The sequence below is a fragment of the Rhizobium sp. NPDC092011 genome (assembly GCF_044756305.1).
Classification (GTDB): Bacteria; Pseudomonadota; Alphaproteobacteria; order Rhizobiales; family Rhizobiaceae; genus Rhizobium.
Genome location: NZ_JBIVSO010000021.1, coordinates 24,478 through 44,666 on the forward strand (window position 1 = coordinate 24,478; position 20,189 = coordinate 44,666).

18 protein-coding genes are annotated in these 20,189 nt (G+C 56.9%); 14 read left to right on the forward strand and 4 right to left on the reverse strand.

From position 1 onward, the window contains the following. The first annotated feature begins 7 nt into the window (after positions 1 to 7). The gene (locus ACIQJ2_RS35055; protein WP_400676882.1) at positions 8 to 946 is read left to right on the forward strand and encodes a LysR family transcriptional regulator; all 939 of its coding nucleotides are present in this window, start codon (positions 8 to 10) and stop codon (positions 944 to 946) included. On the opposite strand, the gene ACIQJ2_RS35060 is transcribed toward ACIQJ2_RS35055, so the two are convergent. Together ACIQJ2_RS35060 and ACIQJ2_RS35065 are read right to left on the reverse strand one after the other, a co-directional pair. After that, the gene (locus tag ACIQJ2_RS35060) at positions 897 to 1,634 is read right to left on the reverse strand and encodes an SDR family oxidoreductase (RefSeq protein WP_400676879.1); all 738 of its coding nucleotides are present in this window, start codon (positions 1,632 to 1,634) and stop codon (positions 897 to 899) included. The two genes, ACIQJ2_RS35055 and ACIQJ2_RS35060, sit on opposite strands and share 50 nt — an antisense overlap. Before the next feature lie 421 nt (positions 1,635 to 2,055). Next, the gene (locus tag ACIQJ2_RS35065) at positions 2,056 to 3,042 is read right to left on the reverse strand and encodes a GlxA family transcriptional regulator (protein WP_400676877.1); all 987 of its coding nucleotides are present in this window, start codon (positions 3,040 to 3,042) and stop codon (positions 2,056 to 2,058) included. Positions 3,043 to 3,169: 127 nt separating this feature from the next. Between ACIQJ2_RS35065 and ACIQJ2_RS35070 the strand changes: the two genes are divergently transcribed. Next, positions 3,170 to 3,790 carry a cysteine hydrolase family protein gene (locus tag ACIQJ2_RS35070; protein ID WP_400676874.1) on the forward strand — a complete coding sequence of 207 codons (621 nt, stop codon included), beginning with the start codon at positions 3,170 to 3,172 and terminating at the stop codon, positions 3,788 to 3,790. A gap of 541 nt (positions 3,791 to 4,331) precedes the next feature. On the opposite strand, the gene ACIQJ2_RS35075 is transcribed toward ACIQJ2_RS35070, so the two are convergent. Continuing rightward, positions 4,332 to 5,027 carry an invasion associated locus B family protein gene (locus ACIQJ2_RS35075; protein ID WP_400676872.1) on the reverse strand — a complete coding sequence of 232 codons (696 nt, stop codon included), beginning with the start codon at positions 5,025 to 5,027 and terminating at the stop codon, positions 4,332 to 4,334. A gap of 146 nt (positions 5,028 to 5,173) precedes the next feature. Here ACIQJ2_RS35075 and ACIQJ2_RS35080 point away from each other — a divergent pair, with 146 nt between their 5' ends. From ACIQJ2_RS35080 to ACIQJ2_RS35105, 6 genes are all read left to right on the forward strand, one after another. Then, a complete protein-coding gene (locus ACIQJ2_RS35080; protein ID WP_400676869.1) occupies positions 5,174 to 5,506 on the forward strand; it encodes a hypothetical protein in 333 nt (110 codons plus the stop codon). Positions 5,507 to 6,187: 681 nt separating this feature from the next. Next, a complete protein-coding gene (locus ACIQJ2_RS35085; protein WP_199145198.1) occupies positions 6,188 to 7,036 on the forward strand; it encodes a CsgG/HfaB family protein in 849 nt (282 codons plus the stop codon). Positions 7,037 to 7,352: 316 nt separating this feature from the next. Continuing rightward, a complete protein-coding gene (locus ACIQJ2_RS35090) occupies positions 7,353 to 10,286 on the forward strand; it encodes a beta strand repeat-containing protein (protein WP_400676865.1) in 2,934 nt (977 codons plus the stop codon). A 145-nt stretch (positions 10,287 to 10,431) separates the two neighbouring features. Further along, entirely contained in the window at positions 10,432 to 10,773 is a 342-nt protein-coding gene (locus ACIQJ2_RS35095; RefSeq protein WP_199145200.1) for a hypothetical protein, read from the forward strand. Positions 10,774 to 10,810: 37 nt separating this feature from the next. Next, positions 10,811 to 11,416 (forward strand): hypothetical protein, encoded by a 606-nt coding sequence (locus ACIQJ2_RS35100; protein WP_400676861.1) that lies wholly within the window; start codon positions 10,811 to 10,813, stop codon positions 11,414 to 11,416. A gap of 32 nt (positions 11,417 to 11,448) precedes the next feature. Further along, positions 11,449 to 11,763, forward strand: coding sequence for a curli assembly protein CsgF (locus ACIQJ2_RS35105; protein ID WP_210378895.1), 315 nt, complete (start codon positions 11,449 to 11,451; stop codon positions 11,761 to 11,763). Between the two features lie 193 nt (positions 11,764 to 11,956). On the opposite strand, the gene ACIQJ2_RS35110 is transcribed toward ACIQJ2_RS35105, so the two are convergent. After that, positions 11,957 to 12,358: a hypothetical protein gene (locus ACIQJ2_RS35110; protein ID WP_199145203.1), complete on the reverse strand. Its 402-nt coding sequence runs from the start codon at positions 12,356 to 12,358 to the stop codon at positions 11,957 to 11,959. 428 nt (positions 12,359 to 12,786) lie between these two features. Here ACIQJ2_RS35110 and ACIQJ2_RS35115 point away from each other — a divergent pair, with 428 nt between their 5' ends. From ACIQJ2_RS35115 to ACIQJ2_RS35140, 6 genes are all read left to right on the forward strand, one after another. Next, complete coding sequence (locus tag ACIQJ2_RS35115) at positions 12,787 to 13,731, forward strand: hypothetical protein (RefSeq protein WP_400676857.1); 945 nt, start codon at positions 12,787 to 12,789, stop codon at positions 13,729 to 13,731. A 749-nt stretch (positions 13,732 to 14,480) separates the two neighbouring features. Then, on the forward strand, positions 14,481 to 15,533 hold the full coding sequence (locus ACIQJ2_RS35120) for a peptidase M29 (RefSeq protein WP_400676855.1): 1,053 nt from the start codon (positions 14,481 to 14,483) through the stop codon (positions 15,531 to 15,533). 22 nt (positions 15,534 to 15,555) lie between these two features. Then, on the forward strand, positions 15,556 to 16,866 hold the full coding sequence (locus ACIQJ2_RS35125; RefSeq protein WP_400676852.1) for an acyl-CoA dehydrogenase family protein: 1,311 nt from the start codon (positions 15,556 to 15,558) through the stop codon (positions 16,864 to 16,866). A 5-nt stretch (positions 16,867 to 16,871) separates the two neighbouring features. After that, positions 16,872 to 18,167: an alpha/beta fold hydrolase gene (locus ACIQJ2_RS35130; RefSeq protein ID WP_400676849.1), complete on the forward strand. Its 1,296-nt coding sequence runs from the start codon at positions 16,872 to 16,874 to the stop codon at positions 18,165 to 18,167. Next, positions 18,164 to 18,853: a TetR/AcrR family transcriptional regulator gene (locus tag ACIQJ2_RS35135; RefSeq protein WP_400676847.1), complete on the forward strand. Its 690-nt coding sequence runs from the start codon at positions 18,164 to 18,166 to the stop codon at positions 18,851 to 18,853. Before ACIQJ2_RS35130 ends, ACIQJ2_RS35135 begins: the two co-directional genes overlap by 4 nt. Continuing rightward, positions 18,843 to 20,183 carry a glutamine synthetase family protein gene (locus tag ACIQJ2_RS35140; RefSeq protein WP_199145213.1) on the forward strand — a complete coding sequence of 447 codons (1,341 nt, stop codon included), beginning with the start codon at positions 18,843 to 18,845 and terminating at the stop codon, positions 20,181 to 20,183. Before ACIQJ2_RS35135 ends, ACIQJ2_RS35140 begins: the two co-directional genes overlap by 11 nt. Positions 20,184 to 20,189: the final 6 nt, after the last annotated feature.

The following is a 20,189-nucleotide window of genomic DNA, read 5'->3' on the forward strand; positions in this document are numbered from 1 at the left end:
TGTTGGTATGAATCCCAAATTCCTGAAGACTTTCCTTGCAGTCACGCGACATCGAAACCTAACTCGGGCTGCGGCGGAGATCCATCTGTCACAGTCGAGCGTGAGCGACCAAATTCAGACGCTGGAAGTCGAGATGGGCGCGTCTCTCTTTATCCGCGCGAAATCCGGTTTGGAACTTACGCCGGCCGGCGAGGCGCTCAAGCCCTATGCCGAAGAAATGCTCGCTATTGAAGACGAGGCGCGCGCCGCTGTGGCTGCCACAATGCAGGATGAAGGTGGTTCGTTGACAATCGGTGCCCTGGAAACAATAGCCTCCAGCAGGCTCGCGCATTGGCTTTCGCGCTTTAGGACAAATCATCCGCAGATTGACCTCAGGCTTCGGATTGGCAGCAGCGGCGAACTGATCGACAAGCTCGAACGTCGAGAAATCGACATCGCTTTCTGCTTCCACGAAGGCGATGTCGATGAAAGATTAGTCAAGCGAACCGTCGCAAAGGAGCCGATATCATTGATCGGCTCCCCTGATCGGGCAAGCGTCGATGATCCTTTTGATCTGACCATCCTTTCGACCGCTGATTTTGTGGTGACGGAGCCTGGTTGCGTCTATCGCCGCATGTTCGATGCCGCTTTCACAGAAGCGGGTTTTCGACCACCAAAGCCGGCTGCGGAGGTTGGCAGCATCAATGCTATTACAAAGCTCGTAGCGGCAGGGGTTGGCCTCGCCCTGGTTCCAAGAATGGCGATTTGCGAGGATATGCAGCAGGGGCATGTCATCGAATTGCCTTGGCCGGGCATGACGCAGACGGCGGCGCTGACGATAATCTGGCGCCGCCGTCGGGTGCAGCCATCCGCGCTGCGAAAGCTCATCGCCGCCGTTACCGACCACTCCGCCTTGATCAGATCAGCCGGTGACCTCCGTCCACATGCAGAACCGTGCCTGTCGTAAAGCCGTTGCCCATCAAGAAAGTGATGGCATCGGCTATGTCCTCCGCTTGCCCAATACGACCGACGGGCAGGCGGCTCGCCATCGCATCGAGCGTTTCTGCTTTCCTGTCGCCTGCAACGAACGTCCAGATCGGCGTGTTCACCCAACCTGGAGAAACCGCATTTACACGGAGCGGTGCGAGTTCGACCGCCAGCGCTCGCACCAAACCTTCAAGAGCAGCGTTGACGGCTGCGACGACCGTGCCGCGGGTCGAGGGCCGATAGGCGGCAATTCCGGATGTAAAGGTGATGGATCCTCCGGCCCGCAGCTTCGGGGCGCCGTATTTGGCGAGCAGGATCGGCGCAAGAACCTTGCTTTCTACGGCCCGCAGTGCGGCGCTGATATCGAGGTCCGGGAGAAGCTCGTAGGCACCGCGGATATCGGCCGCCGTTGTGACGATGTGATCGAGCGGTCCCACCTCTTCGAATAGCCGAGCGACGTCAGTCTCCTGGGTTGCATCGATGTTCATTGTCGAAAGCCTCGCCGACTGCCCCAGTGCCTCCCAGGCGTGATTTAGCTTCTCAGTCTGCCGACCGACGATGATGACCTTCGCGCCTGCGTCAAGCGATTGCTTTGCGAGCGACAAACCCATGCCTGAGCTGCCGCCAACGATGAGGATTTTCGAATCAGATGTAAACTTAACTGCCATTTCCATTCCTTCAGAGAGCGATGGCACGCAGAAATGGCAGAGTAGAAAATGATAGGAAAACGGAGAAAGCCGATGGCACCATCGGAGAAGCCGATCGGTGGCCACGAACCGTGCTGCGTGCGGCGTAACTTTGCGCCAGCGCATGGTGATCCGGCGGCCGCCTCGATTGACAAATTCAAGAGGCCGAAAGGCAGCAGGGGCAGAGCTATGGGGGCCATTTTTCAAGGGGAGGCAATCGTCAACATTTCCGGGAGGATCATCTCTTCCGCAGTATGTCTCAGAAGAAACGGGTGACGGCACCAATCTCACCTTCACTCAAGGTGTCCCGATTAGATGCGCGTTGCCGCGTGCTGCTACGGACGACGAAGAGCGTCAGCGGCAAGCTCATCGGAGCCGCGCAACTATGAGTGGGCGATGTTCGCTACCTGCGTGGAGTACCTGCGACAGCAGATTGCGCAGGTAGCTTGTTTCTGAATTGCCTGCGATAGTTTGAAGGAGAGATGGAGAAGGCTCGCGTGAAATGCTGGCGCAACGAAACAGTCGAGCCGAACCCCGCCATTTCTGCAACATGGTCAATCGAACAGGAGCCGGTTTCCAGGAGATGTTGCGCCGCCGCGAGGCGCTGGCTCAGCAGCCATTGTGTGAAGGTGGTGCCGGTCTTCCTCCTGAAATGCCGGGTGAAGCTGCGCAGGCTCATGCCGGCGTGTGTTGCAAGCTTCTCCAGGGACAACGGTTCGTCCAGGTGCTTGATCGCCCAGTCAATTACTGTGCCAAGCTGGTCTGCGCCGGACGCCGGCAAGGGCTTTTCGATGTATTGGGCCTGACCCCCGTCACGATGCGGCGCGACCACGAGACGCCGCGCGATTCGATTGGCGATCTCCGCCCCATGATCGCTGCGTACGATATGCAGGCAGCAATCAATCGCGGCGGCCGTCCCGGCTGAGGTCAGAATGTCGCCGTCATCAATATAGAGCGCGTTCCGGTTCAGCGAGACCTGCGGGTAGCTCCGCTCAAATTCATCCGCCCAAGCCCAATGTGTGGCTGCCGCACGTCCGTCTAGCAGGCCTGCTTCCGCCAGCACGAAGGTGCCGAGACACAGCCCGACTATCCGCCCACCGCGCGAATGAACTGTTCTCAGCGCCTGCAACAGGGCTTTCGGCGGCTGTTGATCGGCATCGCGCCAGGCGGGCACGATAACTGTGTCCGCTTCCATCAAACTATCCAGATCGTGCTCTACGTCGATGTTGAAGCCGGACATCGTAGAAACAGAGCCCCGTTTCTCTCCGCAGATATACAACCGATAGCGAGGCGCAGTGAGCTTCAGAATGTCATCCCCGAACACGATGCAGGGCACTGACAGATGAAAAGGGCTGATCCCCTCAAAGGCAAGGACGGCGATGGTATGCATGGTTCAATAGACCCAATCAGGTAAACTTGGCCGGAATTCATCATATACTGTCATTCAGGCCACTTTCGCAACGCGGTCCAGTCCGCGATTTTCGCGCCGTCAACACACGATGCGAGAGGATTTTTCCATGGCACAGCATTCGACCATAAGAACCATCGCCGGCGCGAGCGCGCCGCAAAGCCTCGATCCAGCTAAGACTGCGCTGCTGGTGATCGACTTCCAGAATGAGTATTTCAGCGGCAAATTGCCGATCCCGGATGGGGAAAAAGCATTGGCCAACGCTAAGCGTCTGATCGGCCGTGCCGATGCGGACGGCGTGAAGGTCTACCATGTCCAACACATCACCCCGGCCGGAAGCCCCGTATTCGCAGAGGACACAGCGGCATCCGAGTTTCACCGTGATATACGACCGGCGTCCAATCATTCACTCGTCCGCAAGTCATCGGTGAGCGTGTTCGCGACCACCGATCTTGACCAGCTGCTCAAACAGGCCGGAATTGATACGCTTGTCATCACCGGCCTGATGACGCATGCCTGCGTCGCGGGCGCTGCGCGCGATGCCGTCCCGCTAGGTTACAAAGTGATTGTCGCAAACGATGCATGCGCAACGCGTGATCTTGACATGGCCGACGGTGGAACCGTGTCTCACGCCGCACTGCACCGCGCAGCGTTGGCCTCGATCGATGACACATTCGGCGATATTCTGACGACCGCTCAACTCTTGAACTTGCCGTTGTCGAGCAAATGAGGTTGAGATGACCACCCTTCCACCCCGACTCCGGAGGGTGAAGCCGAAATCCGCGGTGGCGATTTCGGCCGGTTCCGAATGGTTATCGAGCCATCCTTCCTGTCAGCGCATGAGTGCGATGCCACGATGCAGGCGATCCGCATAACTCGCGCCGCACATCTTCGCCCAGCAATGGATCGTTTGATAGGAAACGGAGATGCCGCGCTCGCGCGGCATTTCTTCCACCAAACGGAGGCTCACAGCAATCCGACGATGCAGCAAGCGGGCATGGGCGATCACAGAAGACGGAAAACGATGGCGGGGGTCGCTTGCAGGAGAACAGATCCTGCTACCGATAAACGACCAGCAGCTTCATCCGCCGCCAGCTTGGTATCACTCGCGCGACTGATTGGGCCGCATGCAACGCCTCTTCTTTGATCGGTAACACTAAGGCGCTCAACCTTGCTTCTTGGCAATCGCTTCATAGCACGTGGAGTGGGGACGTTGAATTACTATCGCCAGGAGATAATCCTGATGACACGTGCCGTCTCACTCATGCGCCTCAATTGTTGCGCTCTTCATTGCTCTTCAAGCCAGCGAATACGTCTCGAAACCCACCCAGCGAGAGATTGATTGGTATGGCCTTGCCGTCCGGAGTTGCAACGGCCACTGTCATTTCCGATCCAGTTTTCATGGCGTCGAGAAGGGTGGGTTCCACATTACCTTCGGCAAGGCATCCTTGGGATGTGCAGCGACTTAAAGGTATGGTCGTGCTATATTTGTCGCCAACATTGATTTTGATCCCGGGCTTTAGGGCGATTCCAAGCGGAACTGCAATTTGAGTGGTTGTGGCTTTTCCATCCGTTGCCAGCGCCATCACGAGGATTACCTGCTTCATATCCGCTGAAAGAACGCTGCCCATAACCTGACAACGCTTCTGCCCCTTGGCGATCTCCATGCACTGTAGTTGCCAGTTCTTGTTTTTTGACTGCTGTTCCGCTGTCGCAGTTGGAGCGGTCGTGCGGGTGGCATGGCCAGACTGAGAGGATTTCGCTCTTTCCTTCGGCTGGCCACCTATTACCGCCTCACCTTGTTGCTCGGTCGGATCATTCAGTATCGGCGAACCGACCGTCGAGCGTGAGGCCGGTGTTGAGAACATTGGTCCTGTCGACTGCTGACCGATTGCGGCGGATGCGCCAACCAGCACTGAAACAATCCCTACCAATGCGCTCTTAAATGTCTTCGGTGCCGTAGACATACAGTTCCTCCGCCGATCTGATTTGCATGGTGTATCTTTCATGGAGCTCGCAGCAAGTCAAATGCAATACTTCAAATGAAGATCAAACGCTCTTGATTCCGAATTCGAATAATAAGAGGATCGAGAGGATGCGAAAGTGAGTAATTATGAAAATATACCAAGCAATAGCAGTTTGCGCTCTATGCACCTGCGCCGTGGTCGGGACTACGTCAGCGGCTCGCTCGCAGGCCTATGTCGATCAGCTTTCTCCGAGCATCGGCGGAGCCTATGTGACGCAGACGCCACCGACGGCGCAGCCGGTGCCGGCGACCAATGGAAGGGCGAGTACGCTCGTGCAGCGAGACCGCAAGGGAACGAAGCCGAAGCCAACGGCCTATCGTCCGTTCCCCACCGTTGGACGCGGCAGCTCCGCCGTTGTCGGCCTCCCTGCGGATAAGGCCGATTGGCCGACGGTCGGGCGGGGCGCAGTGAATCGATAATCGCAGGCCTTTTGGAGGTGCACGAGTATAGTCACTGCCCTGCTCGTGCACTCGGCTATCTGCGCAATCTCGGCGGCGTTCTTCCCGCCGATGGCCGGCAAATCCCCGTGTGTATACCGGCAACCCCAGCAAAGCTGCGATTAAAATTCAGACCATAATTGGCGAGTTTTCAACTCGAGCAGCCACCCGTTGCGCCTTTTGCGTTGGGTGCAGCCAGCACATCGCGTGTGACCGGGGCCGGAAAAGAGGAACGATCGCGTCCGATGTGTGAATGTAGCACAGAGCGGCGCGCAAAAAGGGGTGTTTATCTCTATATATGCGAGTTCAAATATAGGTGTAGCTGCGCCAAGGCCAGCATAGTAAATATATATTTAAATCGATATAAATTGAATTGAAAGTTTCGTAAACGCTAATTTATCTGAAGTTATTGCAGATATTTCTTCGATATTTTCCACGTTTTACAGATGCACCCAAAAATGAGCGTGTAAATTTACATCTCTTCAGTGATAGGAGACCGGAAGAAATGTGTGTTTTTGCAGAGGGCGGTTTAAAACCAGTATCTATGTAGTTTAATCGTCATTCTATGGAGTAACGCGAAGAAGTGGTGTGTTGCTGCTCCTGCATTGCGAGAAGCTATATTTGTTGAGTTTGTAAGCTGCGTCGTGCAATTTCGGGGGGACTATGAGAGTAAAATTTGTAGCGGTTTCAGTGGCGAGCGCCCTTCTCTTGGCGGGTTGCCAGACCGGACAGAAGCTTGATACGCCTGCCGCAGCGCTGACCTCGGCAACCAAGACAACGGCAAAAGCTGTCACTCTACCTGCCCCCGAGCAGCCGGTTGATGTAGCCGTCTACGATTTCCCTGACCTCACCGGTCAAGCCAAGCCCAATGACAGCTTTGCGGAATATAGCCGCGCTGTTACGCAGGGCGGCGCATCGATTCTGATCGACGTTCTGAAAAAGACCGGCAGCGGTGCCTGGTTCCGCGTGGTGGAGCGATCGGGGCTGAAGGATCTCGTCCAGGAACGGACTTTGATCGAAAATACGCAGAAATCATACGGGCAAAAGACGACCCTTCCTCCGGTCCGCTTTGCCGGACTTATCTTGGAAGGGGGCATCGTTGGGTATGATTCCAATGAATTGACCGGCGGCGCCGGCGCCCGCTATCTCGGCATCGGCGGTGATGTGCAATATCGCTCCGATGTTGTGACTGTCGGACTGCGTGCTGTCAGCGTTCAGACCGGGGAAATCCTTGCGTCGACGACGACAACCAAGCAGATCTACTCCGTTGCGGTTCGGGGTAGTGCGTACAAGTTCGCGACCGCGAACGAGTTGCTGGAAATTGACCTGGGCCAGGCTCGCAATGATCCCGGTGCGCTTGCCGTTCGCGAAGGCATAGAGCTTGCTGTCGTGTCTCTTGCGGTTGACGGCGTCCGCAAGGGGTTGTGGCACCTGAAGGACAGAGCGCAGGAAGCCGAATTTATTAGCAGTTTTGAAAAGAAGTATGCTGCCGCGCCGCTGCCGCGATCGTAATATAAAGACTAGAACTATAAAGTAATATAGAAATATCTAACCAAATAGCGCGGATGGTAATATTGCCATACCGTGTTTATTGGCGTTTATTTGTGTATAAATTTTATATATACAGTTATAATAAATAAAGAAAAATTACGCCGATAATGATGGCGCCCATTTTTGGGTATTTCTATACAGCAATTAACTATCTGTAAATCTTATAAGACTTGCACCTTGCCGAGTGATATTCCTCGATGATAGTAAAAAGTCCGTTAACGTATTTCTTTTCGGAACAGCAACAACGCTGGCCGGAATCATTATTGGGGAGAAGCTCATGAAAGTTTCTATAAAGTACGCAGCGCTTCTTGCGGGCGTCGCTGTTATTGGACTTGCCAGCGGCGCCGCCGCGCAGCAGGTTGGAAACAAAGCCTTTATCGGTCAGTTGGATGACTACAACTATGCCTATCTGTTCCAGGCTGGTGCGAACGGCCTCGACGGAGGCGCCAACAGCGGCTTTGTCTATCAGTACGGCCATCACAACGTGTTCATGCCGCTGGACAGCCACGGGCAGGTCTCCGACGCTCAGCTTGGTGCCAACAGCCTTGGTGTCATGCAGCTCGGACAGGATAACTTCATCGGCGGCGTCTTTTCGCAGTCCGGCGCGAACACGGCCGGCCTGGCCCAGTTCGGCAATGGCAACGTCGTCAACCGGTTTGAGCAGACCAACACCAATCGTGGTGCAATCTTCCAGGGTGGCAATCGAAACCTTGCTCAGACTGTCCAGCATGGCGGTTCTAACGATGCCGGTATCGTTCAGATCAACCCATACAGCCTGGCAGACGGCAACTTTGCCTTCAACGATCAGGAGGCAGGCGCCACTCAAGCAACTAATGGCTCGTTTGAAGGCATTCTGCAGCTCGGCTCGAAAAACTCGGGCGTGAACACGCAGGCCTCTCAGCTGGCTTCCAACGCGACGATTTTGCAGGTTGGCTCGAACAATTCTGCAGCCAACACGCAGGTGCTCAACACCTATAGCAGCCCGGCGCAGATTGCGGCCTGGGGTGTCGGCAAGGACGATCATGCCGTCATCGAACAGTATGGTACGTTCAATGAAGCCCTGAACGTTCAGGATTCGAGCACTCACAGCAATGTCGGTATCCTCCAGGGCGGAGACAACAACAAGGCTACGAATTACTATATCGGCGGAACGGACCACGTCGGCACGATCGCCCAGTTCGGTACCTCGAATTCCGGAACGAATTTGAGCGTCGATGGCACCGGCAATGCGGCTTCCGTTTTGCAAGTCGGCAACAGGAATAACGCTGGCAATCTGCAGACCACGGGTGTCCACAAGACTGCAAGAATCGCGCAGAACGGCACCAGCAATGTTGCTGCGAACGATCAGAGTCAGTACACCGGTCCGGGCGGCAATATTGATGGCAGCAATCTCAATGCTGGCATCGTGCAGAGCGGTACGGCCAACAATGCCGTAAACACCCAGCACGGCCAGGATAACAATGCTGGAATTCTGCAGAACGGCACTGGCAACAAGGCAGGCAATTCCCAGCTCGGAACGAACCTGAATGCAGGCATCGTCCAGGACGGCACTGCAAATGTCGCCGCCAACGCCCAGAATGCAAATTCCAGCAAGGCGCTGATCGGTCAGTCCGGCCATGATAATACCGCAAGCAACGTTCAGAGCGGCGGGACGCTTAACAGCGCCACCGTGCTGCAGAGCAATGCCTTTAACAAGGCGTTGAATATTCAGAACGGTGACACCAACTCGAATGCCGTGATTGGCCAATCGGGCGTTACCAATGTCGGCGGCAATACGCAGACGGCATCCAAGAACTCTACTGCTTCGATTCTCCAGACCGGCGACAACAATACCGGTGCGAACGTTCAGGCGCTTGCGTCTGCATCGAATGCGACGATCGTCCAGGCTGGCGTGGGTGGCCAGGCCGGCAACGGCCAGACCAATGTTGTGAACGCCGATGCGACCATCGTGCAAGGTGGCCAGAACGGTACGGCTTTGAACCTGCAGACCAATCTCGACGGGTCGAAGGCCTTCATCGGGCAAGCGGGTCTCAGCAATATCGCCGGCAACACCCAGAATGTCGCGAACGGTTCCAACGCCGTGATCCTTCAGGGCGCCGGCGGCTACAATCAGGCAGCCAACCTTCAGGACAACGTCACGAAGGCGGATGCTCTGATTGCCCAGACGGGGCTTCGCAATATCGCCGGCAACGTCCAGCAGGCAAATAGCGCAAGCGTTTCTGCTGCCATCGCACAGGATGGAAATGACAACCGCGCCTCCAACACCCAGGGAGCTACGCAGACTGTCGGTGGCGCCTTGCCGTTGCTGGACGTGGATGGGCGAGTATTTGGTACCGGCTTCGTGACGACAGGTAGCAAATTCTCGGGATCGGGATCCGCTCCTGTCCAAGCTTCTGCAGCAGTTATCGCCCAGTCTGGCAACCGCAACACTGCGGCAAACTCTCAAGTTGGTCAGCTTGTAACCCCCGCGAAGGTTACCCTTTCGCAGACGGTTACCGGTTATTTCTTTGGGCAGAATATCGGCTCTAAAGATGTCAGCACCACTGTGAACAACCCGCTTGGTGAGAAAAATATCCCGACGACGGCGTCCGCCGCGGGCATCGTGCAGTCGGGCGACGACAACACGGCCTATAACTTCCAGACGGTTACGGCTGGGGCTTTGGCAGCAACGGTCCAGCTTGGCAACAACAACGCAGCCCTGACCAGCCAGACGGCGTCCATCGGTGTCGTCGGTGCGACGACGCAGAAGGGTAACCGCAACGGCGCGGTCATCGCCCAGCAGCAGCAGATCGGATCGGCAGCCGGAATCATCCAGGTTGGCGACGATAACACAGCCGCAACCACGCAGGTGGACAGCCTGGTCGGCACCGGAAATCTGGCCCTGACGGTTCAGAGCGGCAAGCAGAACAAGGCTTACACCACGCAATCGGGTCGCTCTCAGAAGTCGCTGATCATCCAGAAGGCGGACAACTCGTTTGCTGACGTCTTGCAGACGGGCTTCACCCAGACATCGTTGGTCGCTCAAGCTGGCGACTACTCGAACGCCTGGATCAGCCAGTCAGGCTCCGGCAACTCGTCTGGTGTGTTCCAGTACGGTCTCGGTAGCGGCACGGACGCCAACGCTGCCGTCGTCTCTCAGAGCGGCACCGGGAACAGCTCGGTGGTCGTGCAGGCAGGACGCGGCAACGTCGCTTTCGTTCACCAGCACTAATCGTCTGAGGAAAATAGCGGAGCGCCCGCCGGGCGCTCCGCGACTACCGAGGGAAGGGACCATCATGTCGTGCATAGGAAAAGCGGCCGTGGTCTTTCTATCTCTCGCGACCGCCGGGACGGCTGGAAATGCACAGGGAACTTCGATGAGCGACAAAACCATCCTGGGAACAATCCACGATCCCCGCATTCAAGGATGCGGCGTCGAGATTGCCATCCGCGAATGGATTGAGCTTGTGCCGTTCATCAAGGCTACATGGGATTTCGCCGGCAGCTATGAGATTGACATTCGAAAGATTTCGAAATCCGGCACCGCTCTTTCGCGGCAGAGCAACCCGGTTCGCAATGGCGGACCCGCTCCCTCCCGAATTCGGTTCGATAGCGCCGAGCGCATCGAGATCCGCATGAATGTGATGGCAGACGATGGCAAGGTTGCCTGTCAGCTGACTGAAACGCTCGATTTCCCTGATCGGCCGCAAAGCCTCTGAATTTCGAAGAACAAGGATAAGATAGGTGGGAAACTCCATGGAACGGTCAATCCGGAATTTAACCAGAGGTCTCGCTGGTATTTGCATCGCAGCCGGCGTCTTCGCCTCCTCCTCGGCATCTGCGGCAGAACCCTATCTTCTGGATCAGAATGCCGCAGCCCCGATCGTTGGTGCGTTGATGGAGCCAATCGCGCCTTTCACCGGAGGCAAAAGCGGGTCAACCACATCAATCCTGCAATTCGGCGACAGCAACCATGCCAGCTCCGACGTTGCCGGCAACGGAAGCCTCTCGGTGATCCAGCAGTCCGGTATAAACAACCGCGCGTCTCAGCACATCGACGGCAACAATTCGGCTCTATTGCTCGTTCAGGGCGGCTCCAATAACTCGGTATTCCAAGCTGCAAAGGGCGACAATGATTTTCAGCTTGTTGGAGTCTCCGGGCGCGACAACAAAGTCGCCTATATCCAGAACGGCGATAACCTTGCCGGTGCCCTTGATGTCCGCAATGCCCAGAACGCAACCGTCGTCGCTATTCAGACGCCGCAAAGCGGCAACTATCTGATGCCGACCGGTCTCAATGGCATCAAGAATGCAACCGTTGTAGTCGTGCCTGGAAGAATGTATGTTTTTCCAAAGCGCTGATATTGATGATATATTATGAGAGGAACTACCTAATGCGTCTTACTGCAATAGCCACGCTTTCAACCGCGCTCTTCATGGGTGCCGTTGCTTCGGTTTCCGCTTCGCAGCTGGTCTATAAGCCGATCAATCCGTCTTTTGGTGGTGATCCGCAGAATGGAAACTGGCTGCTGTCTCAGGCGAATGCTCAGAGCAAGAGTTCCGACAGCTCTTCGACGCCGGGCTTTTCCATCGATTTTCCGAATTTCGGCAATGTAACGCAGCCGACGGCGAATCCGTCCACGCTTCCGAACGTTAACAACAACACCAATAGCGGTGGTACGACGTCCGGGACGACGACACCTCAGTAACTTTTATAGTGTCGCCACTGTGATGAATGGTGCATCTTTCCGATTGCACCATTCATATCTGGCTACCTATCCAACTCAGCATCGGCACTTGCGGATGCAAATGCCTTGATGTCGCTGTAAGCGGGATTTGCAGCGGCGATGTGGGTCGCGCTTATCGTGCGTTGCTGACAAGTAGCAAGGCAACTCTATCCTATTAACGCTGGCGGATCATCGCGACGTTGTGACTGCCCTGCTGGGCGATGAAAGCCTGATTGTTTCCGCCTCTTTGCGTGATCGATGCCGTGTTCATGTAGCCATTTTGCTGGATCATCGCGACGTTGCCAGATCCCAGCTGGTCGATACCTGCGAAGTTCGCATCGCCGATCTGCAGGGTATTTGCAAGATTGCCGGCCGATGGAGCGGAGCTGAAGGTTGGGAAGCTGGCCATCATATCCGTCATCGGCTTCATGATCGCAGCAGTGCTCATGCTCGCCGAAGTGGATCCACTAATCTGCTGGATAAAAGCGGGCGAAGAAAGATAGGTATCTGCAGCGAAGCTTGTGTTGGAAAGCAATGCAGCTGCGAAGAACGAGGTTAATGCAATTATCTTTTTCATTTTTGGCTCCCTGTCGTTTTGTTGCTTCAGGTATATTGGGAGCGGGTTAAAATACTGGTCGATGTTCTAGGTTAATCAAATATACTTATTGAGTTAGAAGGCGGATCAATATGTTTATGTCTTGGCAACCATAACAGTTTGCTGTCGATCGCACGGAGCAATGGCACTCTTGGCCGTCTCGATACGGGCGGGTGCCCATCCAGTCGGCATGGGGCGACGATAGCGATCAGTCGAGCCGCCATCGCGGGCGGCGCCGACCGCGAAACGGCATCGTTCCTATGGCATCGCTTGATGGTGAGTTTTTACGCTTCGTGGCGCAGTTGTTACTAATAATACTTGAGAGCCCGTTGATTTTTAGAGGTTTGTATAGTGATGGAGGCCAATTCCTGTGCTAATTTTCCTCTGGTCCGGTGGGGGAAGTCAGGACGTTGACGGTCAGACTCTGCGCTCATCTCGATCAAAAGCCATTCGAAACAACAGCGTGTTCCATAAGCAAAGTGTATAAAATACTCACAGTCGAAGCCATTTTGGAAAATCCCCGTTATGGCATAGCTTTAAGGGACGCAGCGCTAACGCTTATTGCGATGCACGATGTTTCACCGCGGATCGTCCGCTACACGGCGGATTTGAAACGGTGGTTGCTGACACAGGCTATATTGGCCTTTCACTTCGAACGTGTCACCGCACCAACCCGTCCCGGATTGACCGCTGCAAGCCTTCTTGCATTCATCGCCGAAAACAGGATTGTCAGCAAGAATACGGCTGTCGCACATCTGGCGGAGATGCGTCACTACGGCCTTTTGCTCGATACCGAGCAGACCGAGGACAAGCGCCTTCGCCGGCTGAAGATCGCGGACATAGCCGAGGCGCTAATTCGTGAATGGTTTGATGGGCATTTGAAATCTCTCGACATGCTTGACCACGGCTCGCGGTTCGCGCAATCGTCGAGCAATCCGCAATTGCTCTGGCACGCGCAGCCAAGAATGTCTCGCCGCTTGTTTGAAGATCCAAGCTGGTCTGCTCCTCCAGAGACCGTTGAGGCGTTTGTCAGAACAGCCTCCGGCAGCAACATTCTTCACGACCTGATGTCAAGGTTGACCCCGGAGAAGATACCGGACACGAAAGCGTCGATTGGACCTTTGCGTGTCGGGGATCTTGCAAAGCGCTACATTATTTCCCGCAGCCATGCGCAGCGTGTTTTGGCACGCGCCCGTGCGCTCAATATTATCGGTTGGGAGCATTCCGGCACTGCTGGCGACTTCTGGATTTCCGAAACATTGGTTCGCCATCATCGGCGTTGGCAAGCGGCTAAGTTTGCAGCCATCGATGAAGCCTTTCATTGGGCGCTTCATCGCCGAGGCGATGAAGGCTGATGAGACCGTCGTTTCGATCTGCTGCAAGAAGTGGACCTGCAGTGACTGTGGCGCGCCATGGATGAGGACGGTTTTGTTCCGGAGGTTCTCGCGAGAAGTCATCGGGATTGGGGCGACATCGTCAGTGAAATTTACCGGAAGCTACAAGTCATATTGAAATGCAATAGTAACGTTGCATATCGTGCGTGGTGCCTGGCCCGGAACGAACTCTGGACCTGTCAATCGACAGACTCAAGGGCAGGGGCCGCGATTTCCGCCGATGTCGCTTCGCATTTAATCTGGGTCTTCCTCACTTGGTGCAGAGATCGACTATTCCGCGTTCCCTCTTTGGCGGGCGCTGCTCGCATACTTCCCCCGTGATATCGAAGCCGTCCGCAATGTCATTGACCTGCGCTGGAGCCATTGGTCAGGTGGACGGTCATGTCGGCTGTCTGAAAACGACTGAACCTGCAATCCAGGGCAGGGGAGGCCCCGAACCTTTTGGAGAACGGATGCCGCCGATCGAATTGGCCGACCTCCAAACATAGGTAGGACGATCGCGCTTACGTGCAAAGCGATGCCGAGGGCGTTTCTTGGTAAGAGCCACGATGATCGGTTTCCTCGCGTCAAAGCCGGCGGTTGGGCGGCTTTCGATAATTTGGAAGATTTTCGAAAATCATCGTTGACAGCCCGCAAGAAGTGAAAGAAACTTAACTCACGAGTTAAGAAATCTATCAAGTCAACGACTCGCCAAGGGAGGAAATGCCGCGATGCTGCAGGAGCGCGTCGAGGGCCGCTGGCTGGATTCATTTCGCCGGGTCTTCAAATTAAACGGCATCGGGCGGGGTACGCAGGTCGCGATCCTGTCCGAAACCCAGTCAAGACCAGTTCTCATTCATCTTTCCGATCTGGCTCTGCATGATCTCGGCGCGGAATACTGCATGATCCAGATGCCGACGCCGCGCCAGACAGCGCCAGTACCGGTAAAGTCGACCGGCACCTCTTGGGCGATCCAACAGAACCGCGCCGTCATCGAAGCCCTGAAGCGCGTGGAAGTCATCGTCGACTGCACAGTGGAAGGACTGATCCATGCACCGGAATGGCCTGAGATCGAGGCGTCGGGCAATACGCGCCTTCTTGTCGTTTGCAACGAACACCCGGAAATTCTTGAACGCACCGAACCGACGGCCGAACTTGGCGCGAAGGTGGCCCTTGGCGTCGAGATGTTGCGTGCGGCAAGTACGATGCGAGTCAGCTCGGCTGTCGGTACCGATCTTCTGATAGATCTTCGCGGCGCCCCCTGCGGCGGAACGCCGGGCTTCGGCACCAAGCCAGGCGATGTGGCGCATTGGCCGGGCGGCCTCTGCCTTGCCTTTCCGGGCCAGAACGCCGTCAACGGCCGCATCGTCATGGATGTCGGCGACATGAACCTGACTTTCAAGACCGCGCTCACCAGCCGCATCGATTTTACCGTCGAGAATGATTTCGTCACCGCGATCAAGGGTGAAGGCATCGATGCCATCCATTTCCGGGAATACATGGAGGCCTGGGACGATAAAAACGCCTATGGCATGAGCCACGTCGGCTGGGGCATGCATCCGCGCGCCCGCTGGGTCTCGGCCGCCATGTACGACAAGCGCGACATGCAGGCGGTCGAATTCCGCGCCCTTGCCGGCTCGTTCCTTTGGTCCACGGGGGCGAACCAATATGCGGGACGCTACACGCTCGGCCATTTCGACCTGCCTATGCGCAATTGCACGATCGAACTCGACGGAAAGGTCGTCGTGAAAAACGGCGTCCTGCAGGGTGAACTGGCGCTTTGACGCCTTCGAAGAGAGAAGAAGCATGAGCGAAATTGCCGATTACTATGACCTCTCGCGCATCCGGCCGGAAGTCCAGAACGTCCTCAATCGTATCAACGAACTCGGCCGCGAACGCTTCGCCGGGCGCGCCAAGGCCGTTGACGACGATGCCTCCTTTCCGGTGGAGAACTACAAGGATCTCGCCGACGAAGGATTTCTCGGGCTCTGCATCCCGCAGGAATTCGGCGGCTGGGGCTTTTCGATGTTCGAATATGCCATGGTCGGGGCCGAGATCGGCAAATACTGCGGTGCCACCGCATTGACCTTCAACATGCACAATTCCTCCATGGCCTGGTCGCGTTTCATGTTCGAGATGCCGAACCTGACACTCGAGGAAAGGGCGACCTTCGCTCCCTTGCGCGAGCGTCAGTTCCGTCGCGCCATCGCCGAGCGCGCCATCTTCTCGCAGCCGATTTCAGAAGGTGGGCAGAACTGGACGTCGAAGCCCAATCAGACCCAGTGCCGCAAGGTGGATGGCGGTTGGCTGATCAACGGCTTCAAGAAATTCGCCTCGCTTGCTGGCTATTGCGACTACTATACCATCGTCTGCACCGAGACGTTCGAAGGCCAGGAGCCACGCCACGACGACACGATGCTGTTCGTTGTCCACAAGGATACGCCCGGCCTGACCGTCAAGGGCGAGTGGGATCCGCTTGGCATGCGCGGCACCAATAGCCGCGACCTCATCTTGAAGGATGTCTTCGTCAAGGCCGACGATCTCCTGATGCCGCGTGGCATATTCAACAAGACGCTGCCCAACTGGCCGCACATGATGATCACGCTGTCACCGACCTATATGGGCGTTGCGCAAGGCGCCTACGACTTCATGGTCGACTATCTCAAGGGCAAGATCCCCGGCCAGCCGCCGATCGATCGGCGCATGTATGCCACCAAGCGTATCGCGGTCGGCAAAATGTACGCCAGGCTTGCCAATATACGCGCCCTCTGGTGGCAGGCTTTCAGCGAGGCGAAGGGCTTCCCGACCAAGGCCGAAGTGCTGCGCATGTACGCCGCGCAATACAACGTCATGGAGGGAGCAGCCGAGATGACATCGATGGCGATCCGCACCTGTGGCGGGCAATCGATGCTGAAATCGCTGCCGCTGGAGCGCATGTACCGCGACAGCCGCTGCGGTGCGCTGATGCTGCCCTTTACCTCCGAAATCATGGAGGACTATCTCGGCGTGCTTGCCCTTTACGAGATGGAGGAGCTTGATCATGCTCCGGGCGATGAGGGCGGCGCTCGCACGTCGCTCTGGCGCGGAAATGCCGCCGGCGCGCGAGGCGTGAGGTAAGGCCGATGCCGCACGAACGGATCCAGATCATCGGGCATTGCCCAGCCTCTCCCGAGGCGGTCTGGGCCATCGCCGGCGATTTCTGCGGAAAATGGCATCCGGCCATTGCCGATATCCACGCTGAGCGCGACGGTCGTGGCAGTCTCATTCGTGCCTTCACCGTTAGCGGCGAGGAAACGCTTTACCGAGAACAACTGACCTGGTTCAGCGATAGCGATCGCTCGCTCGGCTATACCCATCTCGAGGGCATTTCCGCTGTCGAGCGCTATGATGCCAGCATTGCCGTTTCAGGCAACGCCGCCGGAGGCAGCAGCATCGAATGGACCGCCGACGTCGTCGCTGCGGATGCCGACCGTCTTGCAGCGATCTGCCGTGGCACCGAAGCGATTTTTGAGGCGGGCATCGTCGCGCTTTCAAACCAAGCCCAACGGCACCGGGAACGCCCGCTGCGCCCGGCACCGTCAAATCCGGTGGTCGTAGAAAACAAATCTCTCGATGGAGCGCCGCGACTGTCGCTCTCCGTCACGCCGCCGAAAGGCGGTCCGCTTTGCCTCTTTCTCCACGGTATCGGCGGCGGACGGACAAATTGGCTGCCGCAGCTCGGAGCCGCAGGAACACTCCATCGCGCCGCCGCGCTCGATCTGCGCGGCTATGGCGACAGTGCATCCGGGGCAAGCCCGTCAACGGTAGGCGACTATTGCGCCGACATATTGCGCGTACGCGAAGCGCTGGGAGCGGAAAAGCTTGTGCTGATCGGCCTCTCCTATGGATCCTGGATCGCCACCTCCTTTGCCATGCGCCACCCTGACATGCTTGCGGGTCTGGTTCTCTCCGGCGGCTGCACCGGCATGTCGGAGGCCTCTTTCGAAGAGCGCGAAGCCTTCCGCATCAGCCGGCAGGCGCCGCTCGACAAAGGGTTGGCGCCCGCGGATTTTGCTTCCGATGTGGTGAAGGTTTTGGCAGGCCCGCATGCTTCGGAGATAGTCAGGGAGCGATTGCTACTTTCGATGGCGGCAATTCCTGCTCGAACCTATCGCGACGCTTTGATGTGCTTCACCAATCCGCCGGAGCGCTTCGACTTTTCACTCCTCACCATGCCCGTGCTGATGATGACGGGCCAGTATGATCGTCTGGCCAGCACCGCCGAAATCCAGGGTGTCGCAAGGCGCATCCATAGTGACGCTGCCTTACCCGATGTGCGGTATGAAACAATTTCGGATGCGGGGCATGTCTGCAATGTGGAACAGCCCGAGGTCTACAACCGCATACTTCTTGATTTCCTTGGAAAGCTTTCGACATGAACACTCTTCCCCGCCGCCAGCAGAACCGGATCATTCGCGAGCGGCGCATCCTCGATGCCGGCTTGAAGGTGTTTGCCGAGACCGGTTATTCGGGCGCGACGATGGATGCGGTCGCCATTGAGGCCGGTCTCTCCAAGCCCACGCTTTATCAATATTTCTCGTCCAAGGAAGCACTCTTCTCGGCCATGATGCTCGGTGAGCGCGACCAGATGCTGGAATTTTTTCAGCATCCCTCCGGCAAGGGGATGGTCGCAGACCTCCATGGCTTTGCCTGGGACTATGCCGATACGGTCATGCGCCCGGACCTTTTGTCGCTCGCCCGTCTGATTATCGGCGAAGTGCAGCGCTTTCCCGAGATCGGCCGCGCCTATCAGGAATCCGGGCCGGACCGGCTGCTGCGCGGGATCATGGACTATCTGGAAGAACAGCGGTCCGCCAAACGGCTTGCCTTTGACGATGCGGAACTGGCCGCACAGGATCTCTGGGGTCTCATTCTCTCCGCCCCACGAACCCAAGCGCTCTACATGCCGGACAGCCCGCCAAGTCGCAGCGTGATCGCGCGATATCTGAACAACGGCCTCAAAGTATTTCTAAAGGCCTATTCGACCCAGCCAGAGGAGGATCTGGCCAAATTAGAGGCGCTGATAAACGCCCATTCCCTTCAGCAGGTGGAACATGACGATTGAAGACTATCTGGCCGATCCGGCCAGTCGATTTGCGACGGTCGCGATGACCGATACGAACGGGCTGTTGCGCGGACAAATGGTGTCCGTCGGCAGCCTCAAGGGGATCGCCAAAAGCGGAATGGGCATGTCTCCCGTGACGCTGGCCCTCGATCCGACCGACGTGGTTCTGACCATTCCCGGTGTCTCCGATGGTACCTCGGACTTTCATGATGATCCGCTGATCATCGATCCTGCGACGGTGCGACACCTGCCATGGTCGAAGCCCGGCCACGATCTGCTGGTCCTCTCTGACTATTCGGGCGGCACTTCCGAGCTTTGCCCGCGCTCCATCCTCAAGCGTGTGCTCGAGCGTGTCGGCATTGCCGGATATGTGCCTCGATACGGCATGGAGCTCGAATATACCCTCTTCGACGAAACACCGGAAAGCGCTCGCGCCAAGGGCTATCGCAATCTCAAGACCGCTACCCAACATAACAGCCACGACCTGGTGCTCTATCAGGTCCAGCAGACCGAGTGGTACGAGGCGGTCGCTGCCATGTGCGAGCCTCTGAAGGTCAATCTTGCCAAGATGCACGAGGAGATCGGCGGTGGCTTTCTGGAGGCCTGCATCGCGGCGGGAGAAGGATTGGAGCCGGCCGACCAGCTTATTCTCCTCAAGAACTTCCTGCGCTCGCTGGCGCAAAGACAGGGAAAATGCGTCACCTTCATGCCGCGCTGGACCGAGGCGGCCGACAGCCAATCGATCCATGTGCATATTTCGCTCAAGGATCGCGATGGCCGTGCAGTCTTTTACGATCCCACGCAGAAGAACGGCGTGTCGCAGACCTTTCGCCACTTCCTCGGCGGGCTGCAAACCTATACTGGCGATCTGACGCTGCTCTTCCAGCCGACGGTCAATTCCTACCGGCGCTTCGCACCGGGAACCTTTGCGCCGCCAGGCTTGAGCTGGGGTTTTGAAAACCGCACGACCTGCTTTCGCATTGTCGGTCATGACGCCGGCTCGCTGCGCGTCGAAAACCGTCTGCCGGGCGCCGATACCAATCCCTACCTGACGGTCGCCGCCACCATCGCTGCCGGCATTGCCGGCATAATCGAACAGATAGAGCCGGAGCCTGAGACCATCGGCAATGGCTATGCACAGGAGCCGGCGCGCGACTTTGCCCGCTCGATGCCGGAGGCGATCGAGCGATTGCGGGGTTCTGACTTCGCCAAGGATTGGCTTGGAGCTCGGTTCGTGGAGGCCTTCGCCTCGACGAGAGAAACCCAGCACAACGAGTTCCGTCGCAAGATTCCGGATGTGGAATTGGAACGTTTCTTCGATTTGGGGTGAACGCAC